Below are 20404 nucleotides of genomic sequence, written 5' to 3'. Positions count from 1 at the left end.
AGAACGGGGATTGTTTGACTTTACGCAACTGGGGATCTTTTTCCTGGTCCTGGCGCGGGTGACCGGCTTTATTCTCACCTGCCCCCTGTTCGCCCAGCGCTTTTTCCCTTCACTGGCCAGGGCCGGCCTGGCGGTCGGCCTGGCCGGGGCGCTCTACCCGGCGGCCGCGGCCGTCGCGGGCGAGCTACCGGCGGGGCCGCTGGGTTTCACCCTGGAGTTGCTGGAGGAGACGGCGGTCGGCCTGGGGCTCGGCGTTTTCACCAACTTTGTCTTCCAGGCCCTGCGCGTTGCCGGGCAGATCGTCGGGTTCCAGATCGGGTTCGCGATGGCCGAGGTGGTCGACCCCACGTTCGGGACGCAGACATCGATTATCGCCGAGTTCCTCTACATGCTCGGGGTGGTCTTCTTCTTCTGCATCGACGGCCACCACAGCCTGATCCTGGCCCTGGATCGCAGCTTTCACTTTATCCCGCCGGGGGAGGCGGTCTTTTCCGGGACGGCGGCCGAGGTCGTCGCGCGGGGCTTTCAGGGAATGTTCGTCGCCGGCCTGCGCCTCGCCGGGCCGGTCATCGCGGTGGTCCTGGTCACCGACCTGGCGCTGGGCCTGCTGGTGCGACTGGTGCCGCAGATCAACGTCTTTATGCTCGGGTTCCCGCTGAAGATCATGGCCGGTGTTTTCACCCTGGCGGTGACCGTCCCCTTCCTGGGGGGCGTGCTCACCCGGCTGTTTGACGCGATGGCCCGCGACCTGATGATCCTCATTAAGGGGTTGAGCGGCTGAGATGGCCTGGGGCGACCAGCAACAGAAGACCGAACCCGCAACCCCTAAACGCATTCGGGAGGCGCGGCAGAAGGGCCAGGTGGCCAAGAGCGCCGAGCTCACCAACGCCGTCCTGTTCCTGGCCCTGCTGTTGCTGTTTTACCTGTCGCGCGACCGGTTCGTCCTGGCGGCGGAGGAGTTTTTCGTCTCCTACCTGCGAGGCGCGGGGGAGTTCACGGTCACCGACGCCGCTACCCCGTTGCTGGCCGTTAACGCGCTGCATTTCCTGGCGGGTATCCTGGGTCCGGTCTTTCTGACCGCCATCGTGGTCGCCCTGGCGGTGAATCTGGCCCAGGTGGGGTTCCTCTTCGCCCCGGCGGTGCTGGTGCCGAAGCTGGAGCGGGTCAGTATCGTCTCGGGGTTGAAGCGCATCTTCAGCATGCGTGGGCTGGTGGAACTGGCGAAGGCGCTCTTCAAGATCGGGGTTGTCGGCGGCCTGCTTTTCCTCCTGATCCATGCCCGCATCCCGCAGATGATGGTCCTGGTCGAGGCCACGCCGGGGTCGGGCTACCGGTTCGTCGCCGACCTGGTCCTGAAGCTGATGACGGCCGCCGGCGCGGCGTACCTGTTGCTCGCCCTGCTGGATTTCGCCTACCAGCGGTACACCTACAGGAAGCAGTTGATGATGAGCCGCACCGAACTGAAGGAGGAATTCCGGCAGACCGAGGGCGACCCCCAGGTGCGGGCCTGGATCCGCCGCCGCCAGCGCCAGGCGGCCCTGAACCGCATCCGGCAGGAGGTGCCCCGGGCGACGGTGGTCGTCACCAACCCGGTGCGCCTGGCGGTGGCCCTGCGCTACGTCGAGGGGGAGAGCGAGGCCCCGGTGGTGGTGGCCAAGGGGGCGGGCGAGGTGGCGCGGATCATCCGCGAACTGGCGCGGGAACACGATATCCCCCTGGTGGAAAATCCGCCGGTCGCACGGGCCCTGTTCCAGAAAGTCGACGTGGGCCGGGAGATCCCGGTCGCCCTCTACCAGGCCGTGGCGGAGATACTGGCGACGATCTACCGCCTGCGCCGTAAGGTTCTTTAAAAAACTTCGCCTGGCTTTATTGAAGCCGCCGAATTGATTGAAGGAGGTGATGCCGGTGCCGCCCACAGCAATGCAGAACCTGAAGCGCCAGACCGACCTGGTTATCGCCGGACTCATCGTCGGCATCGTCCTCCTGATCATCATCCCGCTTCCGCCGCTGGCCCTGGACGTTCTGCTGACGGTCAGCCTGACGCTGGGCCTGATGATCCTGCTCATTCCTTTATTCATTACCGACCCGCTGCAGTTCGCGGCCTTCCCGACGCTGTTGCTGGTCGTCACGCTCTACCGCCTGGCCCTGAACATCTCGTCGACGCGCCTCATCCTGAGCCAGGCCCAGGCGGGCAACGTCATCGACGCCTTCGGCCACTTCGTGGTCGGCGGGAGCTACATCGTCGGTTTCATCGTCTTTGTCATTATCACCGTCGTCCAGTTCGTGGTCATCACCAACGGCGCCAGCCGGGTGGCCGAGGTCGCCGCCCGCTTCACCCTGGACGCCATGCCGGGGAAACAGATGAGCATCGACGGCGACTTCAATTCCGGGCTGATCACGGAGGCCGAGGCGCGGGAGCGCCGGCGCCGCCTGCAGCGCGAGACGGACTTCTTCGGAGCCATGGACGGCGCGACGAAGTTCATCCGCGGCGACGCCATCGCCGGTCTCGTCATCCTGTTCGTCAACATCGTCGGCGGCCTGATCATCGGGATGCTGGTTCTTCACATGGACCTAATGCAGGCCCTGCAGCGCTACACCGTCCTGACCATCGGCGACGGCCTGGTGACCCAGATTCCGGCGCTGCTGGTGGCCACCGCCACGGGCGTCCTGGTCACCCGGGCCAGCCCGGACGCGAGCTTCGGGAAGGACATCATGCGGCAGTTCCTGAACTTCCCGCGGATCCTGTTCGTGGCCGCGGCCGTCCTCTTCGTGCTGGGCCTGATCCCGGCCATGCCCAACATCCTTTTCCTGCTCCTGGCCGGCAGCCTGGGCTTCTTCGCCTACGGCCTGACCCAGGAGGAGCGCCGCCGGGAGCGCGCGGAACAGGAGAAGGCCGCCCGCCGGGCGCAGGTCGAGCGGCGGGAGCCGGAGAACGTCCTGACCTACTTCCAGGTCGACCCGCTGGAGGTCGAGATCGGCTATAACCTGGTCGCCCTGGCGGGCGAGGAGCAGGGCGGCGGGCTCCTGCACCGCGTGGCCGCCCTGCGCCGCCAGGCCGCCCAGGAACTGGGCATCTACGTGCGGCCGATCCGCATCCGGGATAACCTGCAGCTCGGCCCCAACGCCTACGTCTTCAAACTGCGGGGCGTCGAGGCCGGCGGGGGCGAGTTGATGACGGGCCACTTCCTGGCCCTCAACCCCGCCGGGGTCGAGAATGGCGTCAAGGGCGTGCCGACCAAGGAGCCGACCTTCGGCCTGCCGGCGCTCTGGATCGCCCCCGGGGAGCGGGAGCGTGCCGAGGCCGCCGGCTACACGGTGGTCGACCCGGGAACCGTCCTGGTCACCCACCTGAACGAGTTCATCAAGCAGCATGCGCACGAACTCCTGGGCCGCCAGGAGGTCAAGGAGTTGCTGGACACCGTCAAGGAGCGCAACGAGGCGGTGGTCGAGGAACTGGTGCCCAACCTCCTCAGTCTGGGCGAGGTGCAGAAGGTGCTGCAAAACCTCCTGCGCGAGCGGGTGCCGGTCCGCGACCTGGTGACCATCCTGGAGGCCCTGGCCGACGCCGCGCGCCTGTCGCGCGACAGCGATTTCCTGACGGAGCACGCCCGCCAGGCCCTGGCGCGGACCATCACCCGGCTGTACGCCTCCGGGGGGCGCCTGCAGGTCATCACCCTGCACCCGCGTCTGGAACAGGTGCTCGCCGACGCGGTGCAACAGACCGCCCTGGGCAGCTACCCGGTGCTCGAACCGGGCCGGGCCCGCCGGCTCCTGGACCGGCTGAAAGCCATCGTGGAGAAAGTGCAGCTTAAGGGCCTGGCACCGGTGGTCCTTTGCGCCGGCCGCGTCCGGATGCCGTTCAGACGGCTGACCGAGCGGACCTTCCCGCAGCTCGCGGTGCTTGCCCTGCAGGAGATTGAACCGCACGTGGAAGTGGAGGCGGTGGGGTCGGTGACATGGGATGAAGATTAAGCGTTACCTGGCGCGGAACATGCCGGAGGCCATGAGCATGGTCCGCGAAGACCTGGGCCAGGAAGCGGTCATCATTTTCAGCCGGAAGGTGCGCGGCAAGGGGGTCCTGGGTTTCCTGGCCCCGCCCCTGATCGAAGTTACGGCCGCGCTGGATGAGGCGCCGGGGGCGTGCGAAACGCCCGGGGAGTCCCCGTCCCCCGCGGGGGAGGTGCAGGTCATGACCCCGGTGAACGCGGGGGGCATGCCCTCGGTCATCCCGCCGCCCGCGAAGACCGCGGCCCCGCAGGCCGCACCGGCTCCGGGCGACGGGAAGGCGAAGACAGCCGGCGCCGCTGCCCCCGCGCCCCCGGATGAGTCCCCCCGGGTGGCGGAACCGCTCCGGCGGGAACTGGCCGACCTGAAGCGGATGCTGGGCCGGCTGCTGGAGCGCCAGGGGCCGCCGGGCGCCGACGAGCCCTTCCTGCAGCAATGGCGGCGCCTGCTGGCCGAGATGGATATCGACATCACGATCGTGGAACGGCTGCTTGACCGGCTGCGTCAGAACGTCCGGTCCCCCGCCGACACAGACGGCCGGGCCAGGGACCTCATCATCGAGGGCCTGGAGGAGATTCTAGCGCCGGCCTACACCGGCGAGGACCTGAAATCGGTTCTGGTCTTCGTCGGCCCCACCGGGGTGGGCAAGACGACCACCCTGGCCAAACTGGCCGCGCAGTTGGCCCTCATCGAGCACCGGCGGGTGGCCATGGTGACGATCGACACCTACCGCCTGGGCGCGGTGGAACAGTTAAGGACCTACGCCGAGATCATGGACCTGCCCCTGGAGGTCGCCCTGACGCCCGGGGACCTGGCGCAGGCCCTGGCGCGGCACGCCGACGCCGACTATATCCTGGTCGACACCGCCGGGCGGCCGTCGAAGAACCGGGAACAGGTCAGGGAACTGCAGGGCTTCTTACAGCTCATCGACCGTCCCTTCGACGTCCTGCTGGTGCTCAGTTCCAACACCAAGATGCGCGACCTGGGCCGCATTACCAGCGACTTTCAGGTACTTGATTACGCCAAGCTGGTCTTCACCAAGGTCGACGAAACCGAGACCCTGGGATGCCTGATCAATGTCGTGCACGAGGTCGGCCGGCCGGTGGTCTATATCACCAACGGGCAGAACGTGCCCTACGATATCCGCGCCGTCGATCCTCAGAGATTGGTCCGGATGGTCGTCGAGAGGGTGGGGAACAATGCCTGACCAGGCCTTCCGCTTGAGGTTCCTGGCCCAGCAGGTGCCGCCGGTCCGTCCGGCGGCGCGCGACCTGCGCGTGGTCGCCGTCAGCAGCGGCAAGGGCGGGGTGGGCAAAACAAACATCGCCGTGAACCTGGGCATCCTGTTGACGCGCCTGGGCTGGCGGGTGCTTCTCCTGGACGCCGACGTCGGGCTGGCCAACGTCGAGGTGCTGCTGAATATCGCTCCCCGCCACACCCTGCGGGACGTCCTCTTCGGGGACAGGACGCTGGCCGACGTGGTGGTGCGGACCCCTTACGGGCTGCGGATCATCTCAGGGGGCTCGGGCTTCACGGAAATGGCCAACCTGGACGCCTCCCAGCGGGCGCGGGTCCTGGGAATGCTCCAGGGCCTGGGCGACATAGCGGACTTCATCTTTATTGATACCGGGGCGGGAATCAGCCGGAACGTAATCGGGTTTCTGGCGGCGGCGGGGGACGTGATCGTGGTGGTGACCCCGGAGCCGACCTCCATGACCGACGCCTACGCCCTGATCAAGGTCCTGGCCCGCCACGGGGTCGTCCCCGGAGTCTCCCTGGTGGTCAACCGCGTAGCCTCCGGGGAAGAGGGGCTGGAGACGGCCCGGAGGATGGAGACGGCGGTGGGGCGGTTTCTAAACTTTAGGGTGAACTACCTGGGTTATGTTTACGACGACCCGGCCGTCGGGCGTGCGGTGCGCGTGCAGGAGCCGCTGGTCGTGGCCTTCCCTGAGGCGCCTGCCGCCCGCTGCCTGGAACTGGTTGCCGGGCGGCTGGCAGGGGAAACAGGCGCCGTGCCCGGCGGTAGGGACCCCGGCCCTGGGAACGGTTTTATCCAGCGGCTGGCGCGCATTTTTCGCCTTGGGTAGAGGGAGAGGGATCAGCCGTTTTGCCTGACGACGACATCCGCGAATTACTGAAGGTCCACCTGAAAGTCTTCGTCGCCCGCGAGGGGGAAGACGACTTTTATGTGTCCTCCGTCCAGGACATAGACAAGAACGCAATCTTTATCGGCATGCCCATGTCACGCAGCCTGTCCCTTGTCCTGTCCCGCGGCGAGAACCTGCAGGTCAGGTTTACCAAAGAAGATGCATCCTATTTCTTTCGCACCTCTGTGACCCGGGTGCGGGAGGATGAAATCCCGCTCTACGGGCTGGCCTGGCCGCAGGAAGTTGAACGCAAGCAGCTTCGCCGCCACGTCCGCCTGGGCTGCCTGCTTGACGTCGAGTTCGCCGAAGCGCCGTCCGGTTCCAAGACGCCGGCCTGGCACAAGGGGCGGGCGGTGGACATCAGCGCCGGCGGGCTGAAGCTGCAAACCGACCGCGTATATGACACCGGGACGCTGCTGATGCTCAGGTTCGCGCTGCCCCTGCGCCAGCGGACCCTGGAGATCGAGACGCAGGCGCGGGTGGTGCGGAAGGAAACCGAGGACCCGCCGCCGGGCACGAAAAGCAAGCCCATCCGCCGTTACGGCCTGGAATTTCTGGACCTGCCGGTGCGCCGCCAGGACGAGATTATGTCTTTCATCTTCTGGAAGATGGCCGAAAACAGACGGGTTACCTAGGAGGTGGTATGGTGGCCGCGGCCAAGGAGTTGTGGGTGGAATACCGGGACACCCGCGACCGGGAAGTTCGTAACCGGCTCGTCATGGCCTACCTGCCACTGGTGCGGCACCTGGCCGGGCGCATCGCCGTACGCCTGCCGGCCTTTCTCAGCCAGGAGGACCTGGAGGGGTACGGCGTCTTCGGCCTGATCGAGGCCATCGAAAAATACGACCCGTCGCTGGGGGTTGATTTTCAGACCTACGCCTACCGCCGCGTGCGGGGGGCGATGCTTGACGAATTACGCCGGCTGTCCTGGGTGCCCCGCCAGCTGTGGCAGAGACTGCAGCAGGTCAACGCTTTGCGCGAGCGTCTCGAGGGGGAGTGCCAGGGGCCGGTGAGCGACGCCGTGATGGCCGAAGCCCTGGGTTGCTCCCTCGAGGAGTACAGCCGGCTGACAAGCCACTTCCAGTCCCTGTCGCTGGCCTCCCTGGACGAGGTCATGACCCTGCAGGAGGGCGAAGTCGTGGGCGTCAGCGGGATAGTGCAGGACCCCTCGTCCCCGGACCCCCTGGAAACGATTGTCGCCGCGGAGGATGAAAACATTCTCGCCCGTGCGATCGAAAGCCTTAACGAGAAGGACCGGTTGGTACTGGCGCTCTATTACCAGGAGGAGATGACTTTGAAGGAAATCGGCCGGGTCCTGGGTGTTTCCGAGTCGCGGGTCTGTCAGCTCCACGGAAAGGCCGTCGCCAGGTTGCGGGAGCGCATTCGCGCCCTGGAAGAGGGCGGGGAAGGGAAGGAGGGCGGAAGGAGTTAATGGGTGACATCTGGACGTTCACGATCCTCTACCTGGGCCTGATCGCCGGGACGCTGGCCGTCCTGGCGGCCGTGATCTGGTACCTCGCCGGCCGCTACCGCCGGGCGAACTTCGAGGACCTGCTGGCCGGCGCCCTGGGCGGTGAGGAAGGGACGGAAGGGCGGGACTGGGAAGAGCGGCTGGCCCGCCTCGAGGCGAAGGTCGACGCGCTGTGGGCGCGGTCGGACGCGGAGAGGGAGGCGGAAACCGCCGCCCACGCCCGGCCGGCGGCGGACGGGCCGGCCGCGGACCAGGCGGAACCCCTCCGGCGTTACCGGAACCTGGTCTTGGTTCACCGGGAGGCTTCTCCGGGCCCGCCCGTTTCAGCCGCTGCCGATGACGGTCCTTCGCCTCCGCCCCTGAACCTGAGAGAGCGGGTCTATCACGGCTTCAAGCAGGGTAAGACGATTACGGACCTGGCGCGGGAATCCGGCCGCGGAAAAGGGGAGATCGAGCTGATCATTAACCTGCGCCGCGCCACGGGCACCGACGGGAGAGAGTCCGACTGATTTTTAGGGAGGGATGGTTATGCTGCGCGGGCTGTACATCGCCGGCGCGGGGATGGACGCGAACCAGGCAAGGGCCGAGGCTCTGGCCCATAATCTGGCGAACCTCTCGACCCCCGGTTACAAGCGGGATGTGGTGGCCTTCGCCCCTTACCTGACCCACGCCGTCACGCGGCAGGACGGGGCCTCCACGCCTATCGGCCAAACCGATTACGGCGTGGCCGTGGACCTTTTCACCCCCGATCTTGGGGCGGGGCCGCTAAAGTTTACCGGGCGGCCTACCGATATCGCTCTGGAGGGGGAAGGCTTTTTCGCCGTTGAGACCGCCGGCGGGGAGGAGGCCTATACCCGCGACGGCCAGTTGACGGTAGATCCCGAGGGCTACCTGGTGACGGCGGCGGGGGACCGCGTCCTCGGTGAGGGCGGCCCGGTCCAGGTCACCGGTGCCTTTACCCTCAACGAAGCGGGCGAGGTCATCGACGCCGCGGGCGAGGTGGTGGACCGCCTGCGGGTGACGACCTTCACCGATCCGGGTGCCCTGACAAGGGACGGGGCCGGCCGCTTCCTGGCACCCGCCGCGGCGGGCGGGGAAGACGCCCAGAACTTCCGCGTCCTGCCGGGAACCCTGGAGGCGGCCAATGTTGACCTGGCCGTCGAAATGGCCGGGATGATAAAGGCGACCCGCGCCTACGAGGCGGCCCAACGCCTCGTCCGGGCGCACGACCAGCTGGCGGAACGGGCCATCAGCCAGGTCGGCGGCGTCCGCTAAGAGCAAGGGGGGATAGCATGTTACGTGCCCTGTCGAGCAGCACCGCGGGCCTGCTGGCCCAGCAAATACGGGTGGATATAGCGGCGAACAACGTCGCCAATGTCCAGACCACCGGCTTCAAGGCCGGCCGCGCCAGCTTCGGTGATCTCCTCTCCGGCCGTCTGGAGAAAGAGATCGTTCCGCTGGACGGCGGCGCGGCCCAGGCGCAGGTCGGCGCCGGCGCGGGCCTTACGGCCACGCTGCGGGATTTCGCTCCCGGCATGCCCCTGGAGACCGGCCGTCCGCTGGACCTGGCCATCGAGGGCGAGGGCTTTTTCGCCGTGGACCGCGCGGACGGCGAGGAGCGCCTCTACACCCGGGACGGCACCTTCTACATTGACGCCGAGGGGAACCTTGTGACGGCCGGCGGGGACCCGGTGGCGCCGGGGATCCAGGTCCCGGAAGGCGCCCTGGAGGTGAGCGTGCGTCCCGACGGGACGGTGACGGCCCTGGGCGCCGAGGGCGAACCCGAGGAGCTGGGCCGGCTTAACCTGTACACCTTCCCGAACCCCGGCGGCCTGGAGGCCCGCGGCGGGAACCTGTTCGCCGCCACCGCGGCCGGCGGGGAGGCGACCGAAGGCCTGCCCGGCGAGGATGGTATGGGTACCCTGCGTTCCGGCCGCCTGGAATCATCCAACGTCGACCTGGCGGCGGAGATGGTCACCCTTATCGAGGCCTACCGCGCCTTCCAGGTGAACGCCCGGATGGTCCAGACCAGTGACGATATGTGGGGTCAGGCCAACCGCCTCCGCGATTAAGAAGTAAGGGAAGGTTAGAGTGTCGAAAGAACTTTCCGCCGTCAAGGCGCAGGAGCCCGAGCAGATCCACGTCGGGATCGGCGAGTACAAGATCGCCTTCGCGCCGCATGTCCTGGTGACCCTCGGCCTGGGGTCCTGCGTCGGGGTGACCCTGTATGACCCGGTGATGAAGTGTGGCGGGCTGCTGCACGTCATGCTGCCGGACAGCACCGCCTACAGCCGGATTAACAAGCCGGCGCGCTACGCCGACCTGGGCGTGCCGATGCTGCTGGACGAACTAAAGAAGCTCGGTGCCCGCCGGGAGCGACTGGAGGCCAAACTGGCCGGCGGCGCGCAGATGTTCAGCGGGGCCGACCGCCAGTTCATCCTGAACATCGGGCAGCGCAACGTGGAGATGGTCCGGCTGATGCTGGCCCGCCTCAAGCTTCGCGTGAAGGGTGAAGAGGTGGGCGGGAACGTCGGCCGGACGATGTACCTGGATACCGCGACCGGCCTGGTGACCATCCGCAGTCTGGGACAGGGGACGCGTACGCTGTAATGGACTTCACCGCCTTCAAACAGCGCGTCAAGGCCAGGTTTAACCTCGACCTGGAGAGCTACAAGGAAAAGCAGCTCCAGCGCCGCATCATGAGCCTGATGGGCCGGCGGAATATCACTGATTTTGCCGTTTATTTCCGGCTGCTGGAAGGGGATGCCCAGGCGCGCAGCGAATTTTTCGACTACATAACCATCAATGTGACGGAGTTTTTTCGTGACCCGCGCGCCTTCGCCACCCTGGAGAAGGACGTGCTGCCGCGGCTGCTGGCCGGAAAGCCCGTTCTCAAGGTCTGGAGTGCCGCCTGTTCCAACGGGGCCGAACCCTACTCGGTGACCATCCTGCTCGACGAGTTGAGCCCGGGGCGCCGGCACCGGATCGAGGCCACCGATATCGACACCCGCATCCTGCAGGTGGCCACGGCAGGCCGCTATGCCGCCGACCTTCTGCGTAACGTCAGTCCCGCCCGGCGGACGAAATACTTCCGGGCCGAAAACGGCACCTTTGCCGTTGTCGAAGATATCAAGCGGCGGGTCAATTTCCGCCGCCATGACCTCCTGACAGACGCCTATGGGACGGGTTATGACTTGATCGTTTGCCGTAACGTCCAGATCTACTTCACGCGCGAGGCGCAGTACCGGATCAACAGCGGTTTCGCCCGGGCCCTCAACCCGGGAGGCGTGCTCTTCCTGGGGGCGAGCGAGAGCATCTTCGAGTACCGTGAGCTGGGATTCGAGCGGGTGGCGATGTCGTTTTATATAAAGAGGTAGGGGTTGAGTTATGGAGAGTTCCAAGGCGTTTTCCGCCATGCAGTTGGACGTGCTCCAGGAAATAGGCAACATCGGCGCCGGCAACGCGGCCACCGCCCTCGCGAGCCTGCTGGGCGCGCGGGTGAACATCAGCGTGCCGAAGGCCGCCTTTCTGCCCCTGGACGAGGTGCTCGACTACGTCGGGGGAATGGAGGAGTCTGTGGCCTGCGTCCAGTTGCGGGTGACCGGGGACATCCAGGGCGCTATCGTCTACCTGTTCAGTGAGGCCAGCGCTCTGCGCCTGGTGGACCTGCTTCTCGGCCGCGTTCCGGGCGAAACCACCGAACTGGACGAAATGGGCCGTTCCGTCCTGATGGAGGCCGGGAACATTCTCACGGGCAACTTTGCCAGCGCCATCGGCACCTTGACCGGGCTGGAACTGAAGCCCGGGGTGCCGATGCTGGCCTGCGACATGCTGGGCGCCGTGCTGAGCGCGGGCCTGGCCGCCAGCGGTTACGCCGAAGACAATATCCTGCTGGTCGACACCGTTTTCTCGGAAGGCGACGCCGAGGCTATCCAAAGCCACTTTTTACTGCTGACGGAGATAAATTCCCTGGCCGTGCTCTTGAAGGCCCTGGGAATAGCCATTTGAAGTACTGAAAGATACCGGAGAGGTTACAGGAGGGAGACGAACGTGGGGAAGAGGATCCTCATCGCCGACGACGCGGCCTTTATGCGGATGATGATTAAGAACATACTCGTGAAATCGGGCTACGAGGTCGTCGGCGAGGCGGAGAACGGCGCTGCCGCCGCCCAACTGTACAAGGAAACCCAGCCCGACCTGGTGACCATGGACATCACGATGCCCGACGTCGACGGCATCGAAGGGGTCAAGGCCATTCGCCAGATCGACCCCAACGCCAACATTATTATGGTCAGCGCCATGGGGCAGCAGAGCATGGTCATGGAGGCCATCCAGGCCGGGGCGAAAGACTTCATCGTCAAGCCCTTCCAGCAGGAGCGCATGCTCCAGGCCATCGAGCGCGTCCTGGGACAAAGCTAAAGGAGAGGGAGAAACCCGGATTGTCTAAAGAGATCCTCTCGCAGGAAGAAATCGATCGGCTGCTGAGCGCTTTCTCCTCCGGCGAGGTCACCGTGGAGGAAATGCGTGAGACGCGGCAGGCCGGAAAGCACAAGGTCTACGACTTTCGCCGGCCGAACAAGTTCTCGAAAGACCAGTTGAAACACCTGCAGACCCTGCACGACAATTTTGCCCGCATACTCTCCAGCTATCTTTCGGGCTACCTGCGGGCGACCGTCGCGGTTCACGCGAGTTCGGTCGAACAGTATACCTTTGACGAGTTCATGCGCTCGGTGCCCACGCCGACGGTGCTCACCGTCTTCTCCTTGAAACCCCTGAAGGGCGTGGCGGTACTTGAGACCAACGCCGAGTTTCTTTTTCCCATCATTGATCTGTTGCTCGGCGGGCCGGGCGCGTTGCCCGAAAAGGTTCGGGAATTGACGGAAATCGAACTGGCCCTGGCGCGCAAGTTCTCCGGGAAGCTCCTGGAAAGCCTGCGCCTGGCATGGCACGATATCTACCGGGTTGAGCCGGCGGTCGAATCGATAGAGACCAACCCCCGCTTGCAGCGGATTATCTCCCCGGGGGATGTGGTGGCGGTCATCACCTTCCAGTCCAGCCTGAATAACGCCGCCGCCGGGCCGATCAACCTTTGCCTGCCGCACAGCCTCCTTGAGCCCGTTCTGGCCAACCTTACCAGCTACCGGCAGTACGGTGTCGCGCTTGAAAGCGGGGAGATGGAGCGGGAACAGGTGGCCGATTGGCTCCAGGGCGCGACCGTGAACCTGAGTGTGGTCGTGGGCGAGACGGTGATCACCGTGCGAGATTTCGTGCAACTGCAGGAGGGAGACGTGCTGCCGCTGGGCCGCCGTTTCAAACAGGACTTGGACCTCTTCATTGAGGATGAACTGAAATACAAGGTCCAGGCCGGGATCCTCGGCCGCTTCATGGCGGTCCAGATCACGAGCCTGGCAGAAGCAGGTGACTAGTCGTGGCCGACCAGCATGATCCTACGATATTAAATCAGGAAGAGATCGATGCCCTGCTCGGCGCCTCCCGCGGGCAGCCCGTTGCACCGTCGAGCACGCCGGAATCTCCGGAGAACGCGGTTACTCCCATGGAGAAGGACGCCCTCGGCGAGATCGCCAACATCGCCATGGGCTCGGCGGCGACCACCCTTTCCACCCTCTTGAACCACAGGGTAAACATCACCAGTCCGCGGGTCGACGTTACCAGCCAGCGGGAGTTGATGAAGGAGTTCAACGTCCCCTACCTGCTGATCGAGGTTCGTTTCACGGAGGGGCTGCAGGGATCCAACCTGCTGGTGATCAAGACCCGGGACGCGGCGATTATCGCCGACCTTATGATGGGCAATGACGGTTCGTCCCCGGCTGAAGAACTCTCCGAGCTGGAAATCAGCGCCACCGCGGAGGCCATGAACCAGATGATGGGCTCGGCGGCAACGGCGATGTCCACCATCTTCGGGTGTACGGTATCCATCTCGCCGCCGAAAGTGCGGGTGCTCAAGAGCGACGATGACCTTTCCTCCGAGGTCGGGGAACCGGTCGTCGTCATCCGCTTCCGCATGACGGTCGGCGAGATCCTGGACACCGAGATCATGGAGGTCCTGAGCATCGCCACGGCGCGCGAAGAGGCGGCCTTCCTCCTGGGCGGCATGGAGAACCTCTTCGCCGGGGAATCGGCGGCGGTCGAAACCCCGCCCGCCCCGGCGGGGGAGACCCCTGCGCCCGCGGCGGCCGCCGGCCCGCCGGCGGGGGAAGGCAAGGGCGTCTCCGCGGTAACCGGCGCTGCATCAGTGGGGCTGTCGGCGGCGGCCGCCGGGCTGTCGCCGGCCGAGCAGGAAAAGCTGCAGATGCTCCTGGACATCCCGTTGAAGGTTACCGTTGTGCTCGGACGCACCCGGCGTCCGATCAAGGAGGTCCTGGGCCTGACGCCGGGGGCCGTCGTGGAGCTTTCGGCCATGGTGGACGAGCCGGTAGAGATCCTGGTGAACGGCATCCCGGTCGCTCATGGTGAGGTTGTGGTCGTCAACGAGAACTTCGGGGTGCGCATCACCAGTATCATCAGCCCCCAGGAACGTGTACAGCACCTTGGACGATGAGTAGTTTATAATTGACATATGGTTTATACTGAAGGCAGCCTGCCGCGCGCAGGCTGCCTTTGCGTGCCGAGAAGTGGAGGCGAGCCGTTACCCCGTGATGGATCAGGGCACAGACAACTCTTCCGACGTCCGCATCGGGATTCTGTTGACGATAGCGGCCACGGTCGCTTTTTCCACGGAGGCCATTGCCGCCAAACTGGCCTACGGCGGTGGGGCGACGGTCATTATGGCGCTCGCCGTGCGCTACCTGGTGGCCGCCCTGGCCTTTTGGGCGGCCGTCGGCATCCGGCGCACGGCCTGGCGGCTGCCCCGCCGCCAGGCGGCGCTGATCCTGGCCCTCGCGCTGGCCGGGCACGTGACGACCGTACTGGCTCTTTTTTACGCTTTCCGCTACATCACGGCCGGGATGGCCGTTCTCCTGCTCTATCTCTATCCCGCGATTGTGACCCTGCTGGCCGCCGCCTTTCTGCATGAACCCCTGACCTGGCGCAAGGGCGCCGCCCTGGCCCTGACCTTCGGCGGTGCGGCGGTGATCCTTGGTCTGCCCTTTGACGGCCTGGACACACGTGGGGTGATGTTCGCCGTTGCCGCCGCCCTGTTCAACGCCGGCTTCTATGTCGCCGGGGCGCGCCTGGTGCGGGACGTGCCGGTGGTGGTCTTGAACACCTACGTGGTCTCTTTTGCGGCGGTGTTCTTCCTGGGCCTGGGCCTGCTGACCGGGGAACTCTGGGGTTCGGTGTCCCCGGCCACCTGGGGCTGGCTTGTCTATCTCGGCCTGGTGGCTACGGCCCTTGCCTTGGGGGCGATGTTCAAAGGGATAGCCCTCATTGGCGCCTCCCGCGCCTCGATCATTGCCACCCTGGAGCCGGCGGTGACGGCGTTGCTGGGGTTCTGGCTGCTGGGGGAGACTCTTACCGCGTTTCAGACGGCCGGAGGGGTTCTCATCCTGGCGGGGGTTTTCCTGCAGGCGAGGGAGTAATTTGGAAATTAGAAATTGGAAATTGCTGATTGTGGTTTTAAGGGTGGTTTGACCGGCGGACAGGGCCGGGCGGTGATGTTGAATGGAAAATGTCATCATAGCTGAGAACCTTGTAAAGGAGTATAACGGTCTGCGGGCCGTGGCCGGGATCGATTTCGCCGTACGGGCCCGGGAGTGTTTCGGCTTGCTGGGGCCCAACGGGGCCGGGAAGACCTCCACGGTACGGATGATTTACGCCTTTTCTCCGGTGACGGCGGGGAAGCTCACGGTCCTGGGGATGGACGTTCGCACCCGTCCGCGGGAGATCAAGAGGCGCCTCGGCGTGGTGCCGCAGGAGAACAACCTGGACCCGGACCTCAAAGTCCTGGACAATCTCCTGGTGTACGCCGGTTTCTTCGGCCTGCCCCGCGCCCTGGCCGCCGCGAAGGCACGCGAACTACTGGCCTTCTTCGGCCTGGAGGGGAAGGCCGGGGTAAAGGTGGATAAGCTCTCCGGCGGCATGAAAAGGCGGCTGATCATCGCCCGGGCGCTGATCAACGATCCGGCGATCGTGATCCTCGACGAGCCGACGACCGGCCTGGACCCCCAGGCGCGCCACCTCGTCTGGCAGAAGCTGCGGCGGCTCAAGGAGCGGGGTGTGACCCTTGTCCTGACGACCCACTACCTTGACGAGGCCGCCCAGCTCTGCGACCGCCTGGTGATCATGGACCGGGGACGCATTCTCGAGGAGGGGGCGCCTGCGGAAATGGTCTCCCGGCATATCGGGGCCGAGGTGCTCGAGCTGGGCCTTGGGGGCCGTGACCCGGCGCCGGTGGCGGCGGCCCTGGAGAGCCTGGTGCGGGGGTACCAGGTGGTCGGGGAGAACCTGGTGCTCTATCCGCACGAGGGGAAGGTGTTGTTAAACGCCGTTCAGGCCCTGCCGTGGCGTTTCGGCCACCAGCTCCTTCGCCCGGCCACCCTGGAGGACGTCTTCCTGAAACTGACCGGCAGGGGCCTGTCCGACGACTTTTAAGTAAGGGGTCAGGCCCCTTACTTAAAAGTCGTTTGATTATAAAAGTACCTTTAAGAAAAGTGCCTGACCCTTTACTTAAAACTTAAAACTGAGTCTTTGCTTAAACGGTGGGGGGTGGATGGTTTGAGGAGTGAGTTTCTACGGGTGGACCTGGCGCCGGCGGCGACCTGGGCGGTTTTTCGCCGCCACCTGGTCGTCTTCCGGCGCAACTGGAAGGTCAACCTGACCTTTAATTTCATCGAGCCTCTGCTTTACCTGACGGCGCTGGGGGTGGGCCTTGGCGCTTACGTGCAGCGGATCGAGGGGATGAGCTACCTGCAGTTCCTCGCCCCGGGGCTGATCGCCTCCTCCGCCATGTTTGCCACCACCTACGAGAACACCTACGGGACCTTCATCCGGATGGAGTACCAAAAGACCTTTCAGGCTATGGTGGCGACCCCGGTGGGCATGGACGACGTGACGGTGGGGGAGATCCTTTATGGAACCTTCAAGAGCGTCCTCTACGGGACGGTGATTCTCCTGGTGATCTTCCTCCTGGGCCTGGTGCAGTCGCCCTGGGCGCTCCTGGTCCCGCCGGTCCTGGCGGCGGCGGGCCTGCTCTTCGGGATCCTGGCCATGGTCTGGGTGGGGCTGGTTCCGAATATTGATAACTTCAACTACTTCTGGTCCTTGGTTATCACACCGCTGTTCCTGTTTTCCGGGGTCTTCTTCCCGCTTACCGACCTGCCGCCGGCCGTGCAGGCCCTGGCCTGGGCAAGCCCGCTGTACCACGTCGTAAACCTGACCCGCGGGCTGGTGCTGGGTCAAGTCGGACCGTACCTGGCGGGGGACTTTGCGTGGCTCTTACTTGTGGCGGTCGTCTTGGCGCCGCTGCCGCTGTACCTGATGCGGCGCCTGGTTGTCCGGTAGAAGGACCTGCCGGCGATGACTTTGGGAAATGTTTCTTTTATGACTTTCGCTTGTGTTATGGCAGGATTTCCGCTCTCGCTTGACGAAGTACCGGCACATCACCCTTTCCCCGGGGCCCTTGCCGGGCCTGGAAGACCGGCGGCCGAAGCGGACGGCCCGGGGCCTGTTCGGGGATGTGGTGCTTGAAATGGACTGGTTGCTTTGTTAGAATAAGAAAAAATATTCGGACAAGCGGTTGGCGGTGAGTGGCCGAAGGCGGTTTACGGGGGCTTTTTCCTTGTCTGGTTAATTGACTGGCGGCAGGCCTGTAACGGCGTTTTCGCCCTTTTGAATAACGCTATGAAGTTTGTTTCTGCGGAGGTGGTAGAAAAGGGTAGCGGTTCGGTTTCCAACCTCGCAAAGTCTTTAAGAAAGAAGGGGCGGGAATGGAGAAAGCATTTGAACCGAAAATTATCGGCTTTCTGTGTAACTGGTGCAGCTACGCCGGGGCCGACCTGGCGGGTGTCTCCCGGCTCCAGTATCCACCCAATGTACGGATTATCCGGGTGATGTGTTCCGGGCGTATCGACCCGCAGTTCGTGTTCAAGGCCCTGAGCGAGGGCGCGGACGGCGTCCTAATCTCTGGTTGACACCCCGGCGACTGCCACTATGTTAGTGGCAATTACCGCACGATGCGCCGTTTCCAGTTGATGTCCAAGGTCCTGGAGCAGCTGGGTGTCGAGAAAGAAAGAGTACGGCTGGAATGGGTTTCCGCTTCCGAAGGGGCCCAGTTTGCCCAATTGATCGCGGAATTCACGGAACAGATTCGGCAGCTCGGTCCCTTCAAGGAAAAGGCGCCGGTCGCCGCCGGGGGGGAGGGTTAAAGCATGGGTGAGAAGCTGAAACTGGCCTCCTACTGGGCTGCGGCCTGCGGCGGCTGCGACGTCGCCATCCTTGACATCCATGAAAAGATCCTCGATGTCGCCGCTCTGGCCGACATCGTCTTCTGGCCGATCGCCACGGACTTCAAGTACAAGGACGTCGAGAACTACCCTGACGGCTATATCGATGTCTGCCTCTTCCACGGCGCCATCCGGAACTCCGAGAACGAGCACGTCGCCAGGCTCCTGCGCCAAAAGGCCAAGGTTATGGTCGCTTTCGGCTCCTGCGCGGTAGCCGGCGGTATCCCCGGCCTCGCGAACTTCAAGAAACGGGACGACATCCTGAACCGTGTTTATCTTGAAAGCCAGTCCACCCAGAACCCGGAGAAGGTCTTCCCGCAGACCGAGACCAGCGTCGCGGAAGGCGTGCTGGAGCTGCCCGCATTTTACAAGGACGTCAAGACCCTGGCCGACGTGGTGGACGTCGACTACTTCATGCCCGGCTGTCCGCCGGTGCCGGACCAGATCTGGGCCGTGATCGGGGCGATCGTTTCCGGTAACCTGCCGCCGAAGGGCTCGGTGGTGGGGGCCTCGAATAAGACGAAATGCGATGAGTGCCCCCGGATACGCACCGACAAGAAGGTCAAGAAGTTCTACCGTACGTTTGAGATTATTCCCGACCCGAACCGCTGTCTCCTGGAGCAGGGCATTGTCTGCATGGGTCCGGTGACCCGGGCGGGTTGCGGCAACCGGTGCACCAACGCCAACCAGCCCTGCACCGGCTGCTACGGGCCGCCCGACGGCGTGGTGGACCAGGGGGCGAAGTTCATCAGCGCCCTCGCCTCCATCGTAGATGCCGACACGCCCGAGGAAATCGACAAGATCATCAGCGAGATCGCCGATCCGGCCGGTACCTTCTACCGTTACGGTCTGCCCGGCTCGCTGTTAAGGAGGGCGAAGTAGGGAATGAAACGGATCAGCATCGATCCCATCACCAGGCTGGAGGGCCATGGTAAGATCGAAATCTTCCTCAACGACGCCGGCGGGGTGGACAACGTCTACTTCCAGATCCCCGAACTGCGCGGCTTTGAGAAGTTCTGCGAAGGCCGTCCGGCCGAGCAGGTGCCGCAGATCGTCAGCCGCATCTGCGGCGTCTGACCCAGCGCCCATCATTTGGCCTCGGGTAAGGCCATGGACGCGGTCTTCGGCGTGGAGCCGACCCCCACGGCGGTCAAGCTCCGCAGGTTGTTCTACAGCGCGCACTTCATCCACAGCCACATCGCTCATTTCTACGCCCTCGCGGCCCCGGACTTTGTGATGGGTCCGGACGCCGACCCGGCGGTGCGGAACATCCTCGGCATCGTCGGCAAGGTGGGCGTGGAGATCGGCGGGCAGGTCATCAAGGCCCGCGCCTTCGGGCAAAAGATCCAGGCCATGCTGGGCGGCAAGGCCACGCACCCGGCCTGGACGCTCCCGGGCGGCGTGAGCAAGGGCCTGACTGAGGACGAACGCAAGGAGATCGAGGAGATGGCGAAGTTCGAGGTCGAGTTCGCCAAGTTCTCCCTGAAGCTCTTCGAAGACGTCGTCCTGAAGAACGGCGCCTACGTAGACCTGATCCTGAGCGACGGCTACAAGCTGGTCACCAACTACATGGGCCTCGTCGACGAGAACAACAAGATGGACTTCTATGACGGCAAGGTCCGGATCGTGGACACCGAGGGCAACGAACTCTTCAAGTACTCGCCGCGGGAGTACGTGGACTACGTGGCCGAGCACGTCGAGCCCTTCTCCTACCTGAAGTACCCGTACCTGAAGAAGTTCGGGTGGAAGGGCTTCGTCGAGGGCCCGGGCACGGCGATTTACCAGGCGGCGCCGCTGGGCCGCATCAACGCCTGCGCCGGCATGAAGACCCCGCTGGCCCAGGAAGCCTACGAGAAGTTCTTCTCGACCCTGGGCGGCCGGCCGGTGCACGCCGTCCTGGCGACCCACTGGGCGCGGCTGGTCGAGCTCCTGCAGGCCGCGGAGGAGTTGCTGATGTACGCGCAGGATCCGGAAATCACCAACCCGGACATCCGCAACATCCCGACCGGCGTGCCGAAGGAAGGCGTGGGCATCCTGGAGGCGCCGCGCGGCACCCTGACCCACCACTACTGCACGGACGAGAAGGGCATCGTGACCAAGGCCAACCTGATCGTCGGCACGACGAACAACAACGCCCCGATCAGCATGGCCATCAAGAAGGCCGCGATGGCCGTCATCAAGCCCGGCATGGAGATCACCAACGGCCTCCTGAACATGGTCGAGATGGCCTTCAGGTCCTACGACCCGTGTTTCAGTTGCGCCACCCACGCCATCCTGGGCGAGATGCCGCTGACAATCAACATCTACGACGGCAAGGGCGAGCTTTACAAGACCCTGAGCCGTTAGTGGTTTGCGCTCTGTAAGCCAGGCCCTCCCGGTTC

General features: G+C 64.7%; 23 protein-coding genes. All 23 read left to right on the top strand.

What is annotated here, in order from left to right:
* The first annotated feature begins 10 nt into the window (after nt 1-10).
* Complete coding sequence (gene fliR, locus QMC81_01390) at nt 11-781, top strand: flagellar biosynthetic protein FliR (GenBank protein ID MDI6906127.1); 771 nt, start codon at nt 11-13, stop codon at nt 779-781.
* A 1-nt stretch (nt 782) separates the two neighbouring features.
* Entirely contained in the window at nt 783-1850 is a 1068-nt protein-coding gene (flhB, locus tag QMC81_01385) for a flagellar biosynthesis protein FlhB (protein ID MDI6906126.1), read from the top strand.
* Between the two features lie 70 nt (nt 1851-1920).
* Nucleotides 1921-3972, top strand: a complete 2052-nt coding sequence (gene flhA / locus QMC81_01380) for a flagellar biosynthesis protein FlhA (GenBank protein ID MDI6906125.1) — start codon at nt 1921-1923, stop codon at nt 3970-3972.
* Nucleotides 3962-5212 (top strand): flagellar biosynthesis protein FlhF, encoded by a 1251-nt coding sequence (gene flhF, locus QMC81_01375; protein MDI6906124.1) that lies wholly within the window; start codon nt 3962-3964, stop codon nt 5210-5212. Before flhA ends, flhF begins: the two co-directional genes overlap by 11 nt.
* Complete coding sequence (locus QMC81_01370) at nt 5205-6092, top strand: MinD/ParA family protein (GenBank protein MDI6906123.1); 888 nt, start codon at nt 5205-5207, stop codon at nt 6090-6092. The genes flhF and QMC81_01370 overlap by 8 nt, the downstream gene beginning before the upstream one ends.
* A 20-nt stretch (nt 6093-6112) precedes the next feature.
* The gene (locus QMC81_01365) at nt 6113-6787 is read left to right on the top strand and encodes a PilZ domain-containing protein (protein MDI6906122.1); all 675 of its coding nucleotides are present in this window, start codon (nt 6113-6115) and stop codon (nt 6785-6787) included.
* 11 nt (nt 6788-6798) lie between these two features.
* Nucleotides 6799-7584, top strand: a complete 786-nt coding sequence (locus tag QMC81_01360; GenBank protein MDI6906121.1) for a FliA/WhiG family RNA polymerase sigma factor — start codon at nt 6799-6801, stop codon at nt 7582-7584.
* Entirely contained in the window at nt 7584-8132 is a 549-nt protein-coding gene (locus tag QMC81_01355; GenBank protein ID MDI6906120.1) for a hypothetical protein, read from the top strand. The genes QMC81_01360 and QMC81_01355 overlap by 1 nt, the downstream gene beginning before the upstream one ends.
* Nucleotides 8133-8151: 19 nt before the next feature.
* Entirely contained in the window at nt 8152-8898 is a 747-nt protein-coding gene (locus QMC81_01350) for a flagellar hook-basal body protein (protein ID MDI6906119.1), read from the top strand.
* 17 nt (nt 8899-8915) lie between these two features.
* On the top strand, nt 8916-9695 hold the full coding sequence (gene flgG, locus QMC81_01345; GenBank protein MDI6906118.1) for a flagellar basal-body rod protein FlgG: 780 nt from the start codon (nt 8916-8918) through the stop codon (nt 9693-9695).
* 19 nt (nt 9696-9714) lie between these two features.
* The gene (locus tag QMC81_01340) at nt 9715-10233 is read left to right on the top strand and encodes a chemotaxis protein CheD (GenBank protein ID MDI6906117.1); all 519 of its coding nucleotides are present in this window, start codon (nt 9715-9717) and stop codon (nt 10231-10233) included.
* On the top strand, nt 10233-11000 hold the full coding sequence (locus QMC81_01335; protein ID MDI6906116.1) for a protein-glutamate O-methyltransferase CheR: 768 nt from the start codon (nt 10233-10235) through the stop codon (nt 10998-11000). Before QMC81_01340 ends, QMC81_01335 begins: the two co-directional genes overlap by 1 nt.
* Nucleotides 11001-11010: 10 nt before the next feature.
* Nucleotides 11011-11631, top strand: a complete 621-nt coding sequence (locus QMC81_01330) for a chemotaxis protein CheC (protein ID MDI6906115.1) — start codon at nt 11011-11013, stop codon at nt 11629-11631.
* Between the two features lie 42 nt (nt 11632-11673).
* On the top strand, nt 11674-12042 hold the full coding sequence (locus tag QMC81_01325; GenBank protein ID MDI6906114.1) for a response regulator: 369 nt from the start codon (nt 11674-11676) through the stop codon (nt 12040-12042).
* A 20-nt stretch (nt 12043-12062) separates the two neighbouring features.
* A complete protein-coding gene (gene fliM / locus QMC81_01320) occupies nt 12063-13049 on the top strand; it encodes a flagellar motor switch protein FliM (GenBank protein ID MDI6906113.1) in 987 nt (328 codons plus the stop codon).
* 2 nt (nt 13050-13051) lie between these two features.
* On the top strand, nt 13052-14182 hold the full coding sequence (gene fliY, locus QMC81_01315; GenBank protein MDI6906112.1) for a flagellar motor switch phosphatase FliY: 1131 nt from the start codon (nt 13052-13054) through the stop codon (nt 14180-14182).
* A 97-nt stretch (nt 14183-14279) separates the two neighbouring features.
* Nucleotides 14280-15161, top strand: a complete 882-nt coding sequence (locus QMC81_01310) for a DMT family transporter (protein MDI6906111.1) — start codon at nt 14280-14282, stop codon at nt 15159-15161.
* Between the two features lie 82 nt (nt 15162-15243).
* Complete coding sequence (locus QMC81_01305; protein MDI6906110.1) at nt 15244-16173, top strand: ATP-binding cassette domain-containing protein; 930 nt, start codon at nt 15244-15246, stop codon at nt 16171-16173.
* A gap of 123 nt (nt 16174-16296) precedes the next feature.
* Entirely contained in the window at nt 16297-17082 is a 786-nt protein-coding gene (locus QMC81_01300; protein ID MDI6906109.1) for an ABC transporter permease, read from the top strand.
* A gap of 79 nt (nt 17083-17161) precedes the next feature.
* Nucleotides 17162-17290, top strand: a complete 129-nt coding sequence (locus QMC81_01295; protein ID MDI6906108.1) for a hypothetical protein — start codon at nt 17162-17164, stop codon at nt 17288-17290.
* A 217-nt stretch (nt 17291-17507) separates the two neighbouring features.
* The gene (locus QMC81_01290; protein MDI6906107.1) at nt 17508-17945 is read left to right on the top strand and encodes a hydrogenase iron-sulfur subunit; all 438 of its coding nucleotides are present in this window, start codon (nt 17508-17510) and stop codon (nt 17943-17945) included.
* A gap of 3 nt (nt 17946-17948) precedes the next feature.
* Nucleotides 17949-18905, top strand: coding sequence for an oxidoreductase (locus QMC81_01285; protein ID MDI6906106.1), 957 nt, complete (start codon nt 17949-17951; stop codon nt 18903-18905).
* Nucleotides 18906-18908: 3 nt separating this feature from the next.
* Nucleotides 18909-20369 (top strand): Ni/Fe hydrogenase subunit alpha, encoded by a 1461-nt coding sequence (locus tag QMC81_01280; GenBank protein MDI6906105.1) that lies wholly within the window; start codon nt 18909-18911, stop codon nt 20367-20369.
* Nucleotides 20370-20404 lie beyond the last annotated feature (35 nt).

It is taken from the genome of Thermoanaerobacterales bacterium (assembly GCA_030019475.1).
Lineage (GTDB): Bacteria > Bacillota > Desulfotomaculia > Desulfotomaculales > JASEER01 > JASEER01.
Note: the sequence above shows the minus strand (reverse complement) of the source record. Positions and strands in the feature narration are given on the sequence as shown.

Coding starts and splice junctions, on each gene's coding strand:
- flhA (MDI6906125.1), top strand. CDS start 1,921: ATGCAGAACCTGAAGCGCCAGACCGACCTGGTTATCGCCGGACTCATC.
- QMC81_01330 (MDI6906115.1), top strand. CDS start 11,011: ATGGAGAGTTCCAAGGCGTTTTCCGCCATGCAGTTGGACGTGCTCCAG.
- QMC81_01305 (MDI6906110.1), top strand. CDS start 15,244: ATGGAAAATGTCATCATAGCTGAGAACCTTGTAAAGGAGTATAACGGT.
- flhB (MDI6906126.1), top strand. CDS start 783: ATGGCCTGGGGCGACCAGCAACAGAAGACCGAACCCGCAACCCCTAAA.
- QMC81_01350 (MDI6906119.1), top strand. CDS start 8,152: ATGCTGCGCGGGCTGTACATCGCCGGCGCGGGGATGGACGCGAACCAG.
- flgG (MDI6906118.1), top strand. CDS start 8,916: ATGTTACGTGCCCTGTCGAGCAGCACCGCGGGCCTGCTGGCCCAGCAA.
- QMC81_01285 (MDI6906106.1), top strand. CDS start 17,949: ATGGGTGAGAAGCTGAAACTGGCCTCCTACTGGGCTGCGGCCTGCGGC.
- QMC81_01355 (MDI6906120.1), top strand. CDS start 7,584: ATGGGTGACATCTGGACGTTCACGATCCTCTACCTGGGCCTGATCGCC.
- QMC81_01370 (MDI6906123.1), top strand. CDS start 5,205: ATGCCTGACCAGGCCTTCCGCTTGAGGTTCCTGGCCCAGCAGGTGCCG.
- flhF (MDI6906124.1), top strand. CDS start 3,962: ATGAAGATTAAGCGTTACCTGGCGCGGAACATGCCGGAGGCCATGAGC.
- QMC81_01310 (MDI6906111.1), top strand. CDS start 14,280: ATGGATCAGGGCACAGACAACTCTTCCGACGTCCGCATCGGGATTCTG.
- QMC81_01335 (MDI6906116.1), top strand. CDS start 10,233: ATGGACTTCACCGCCTTCAAACAGCGCGTCAAGGCCAGGTTTAACCTC.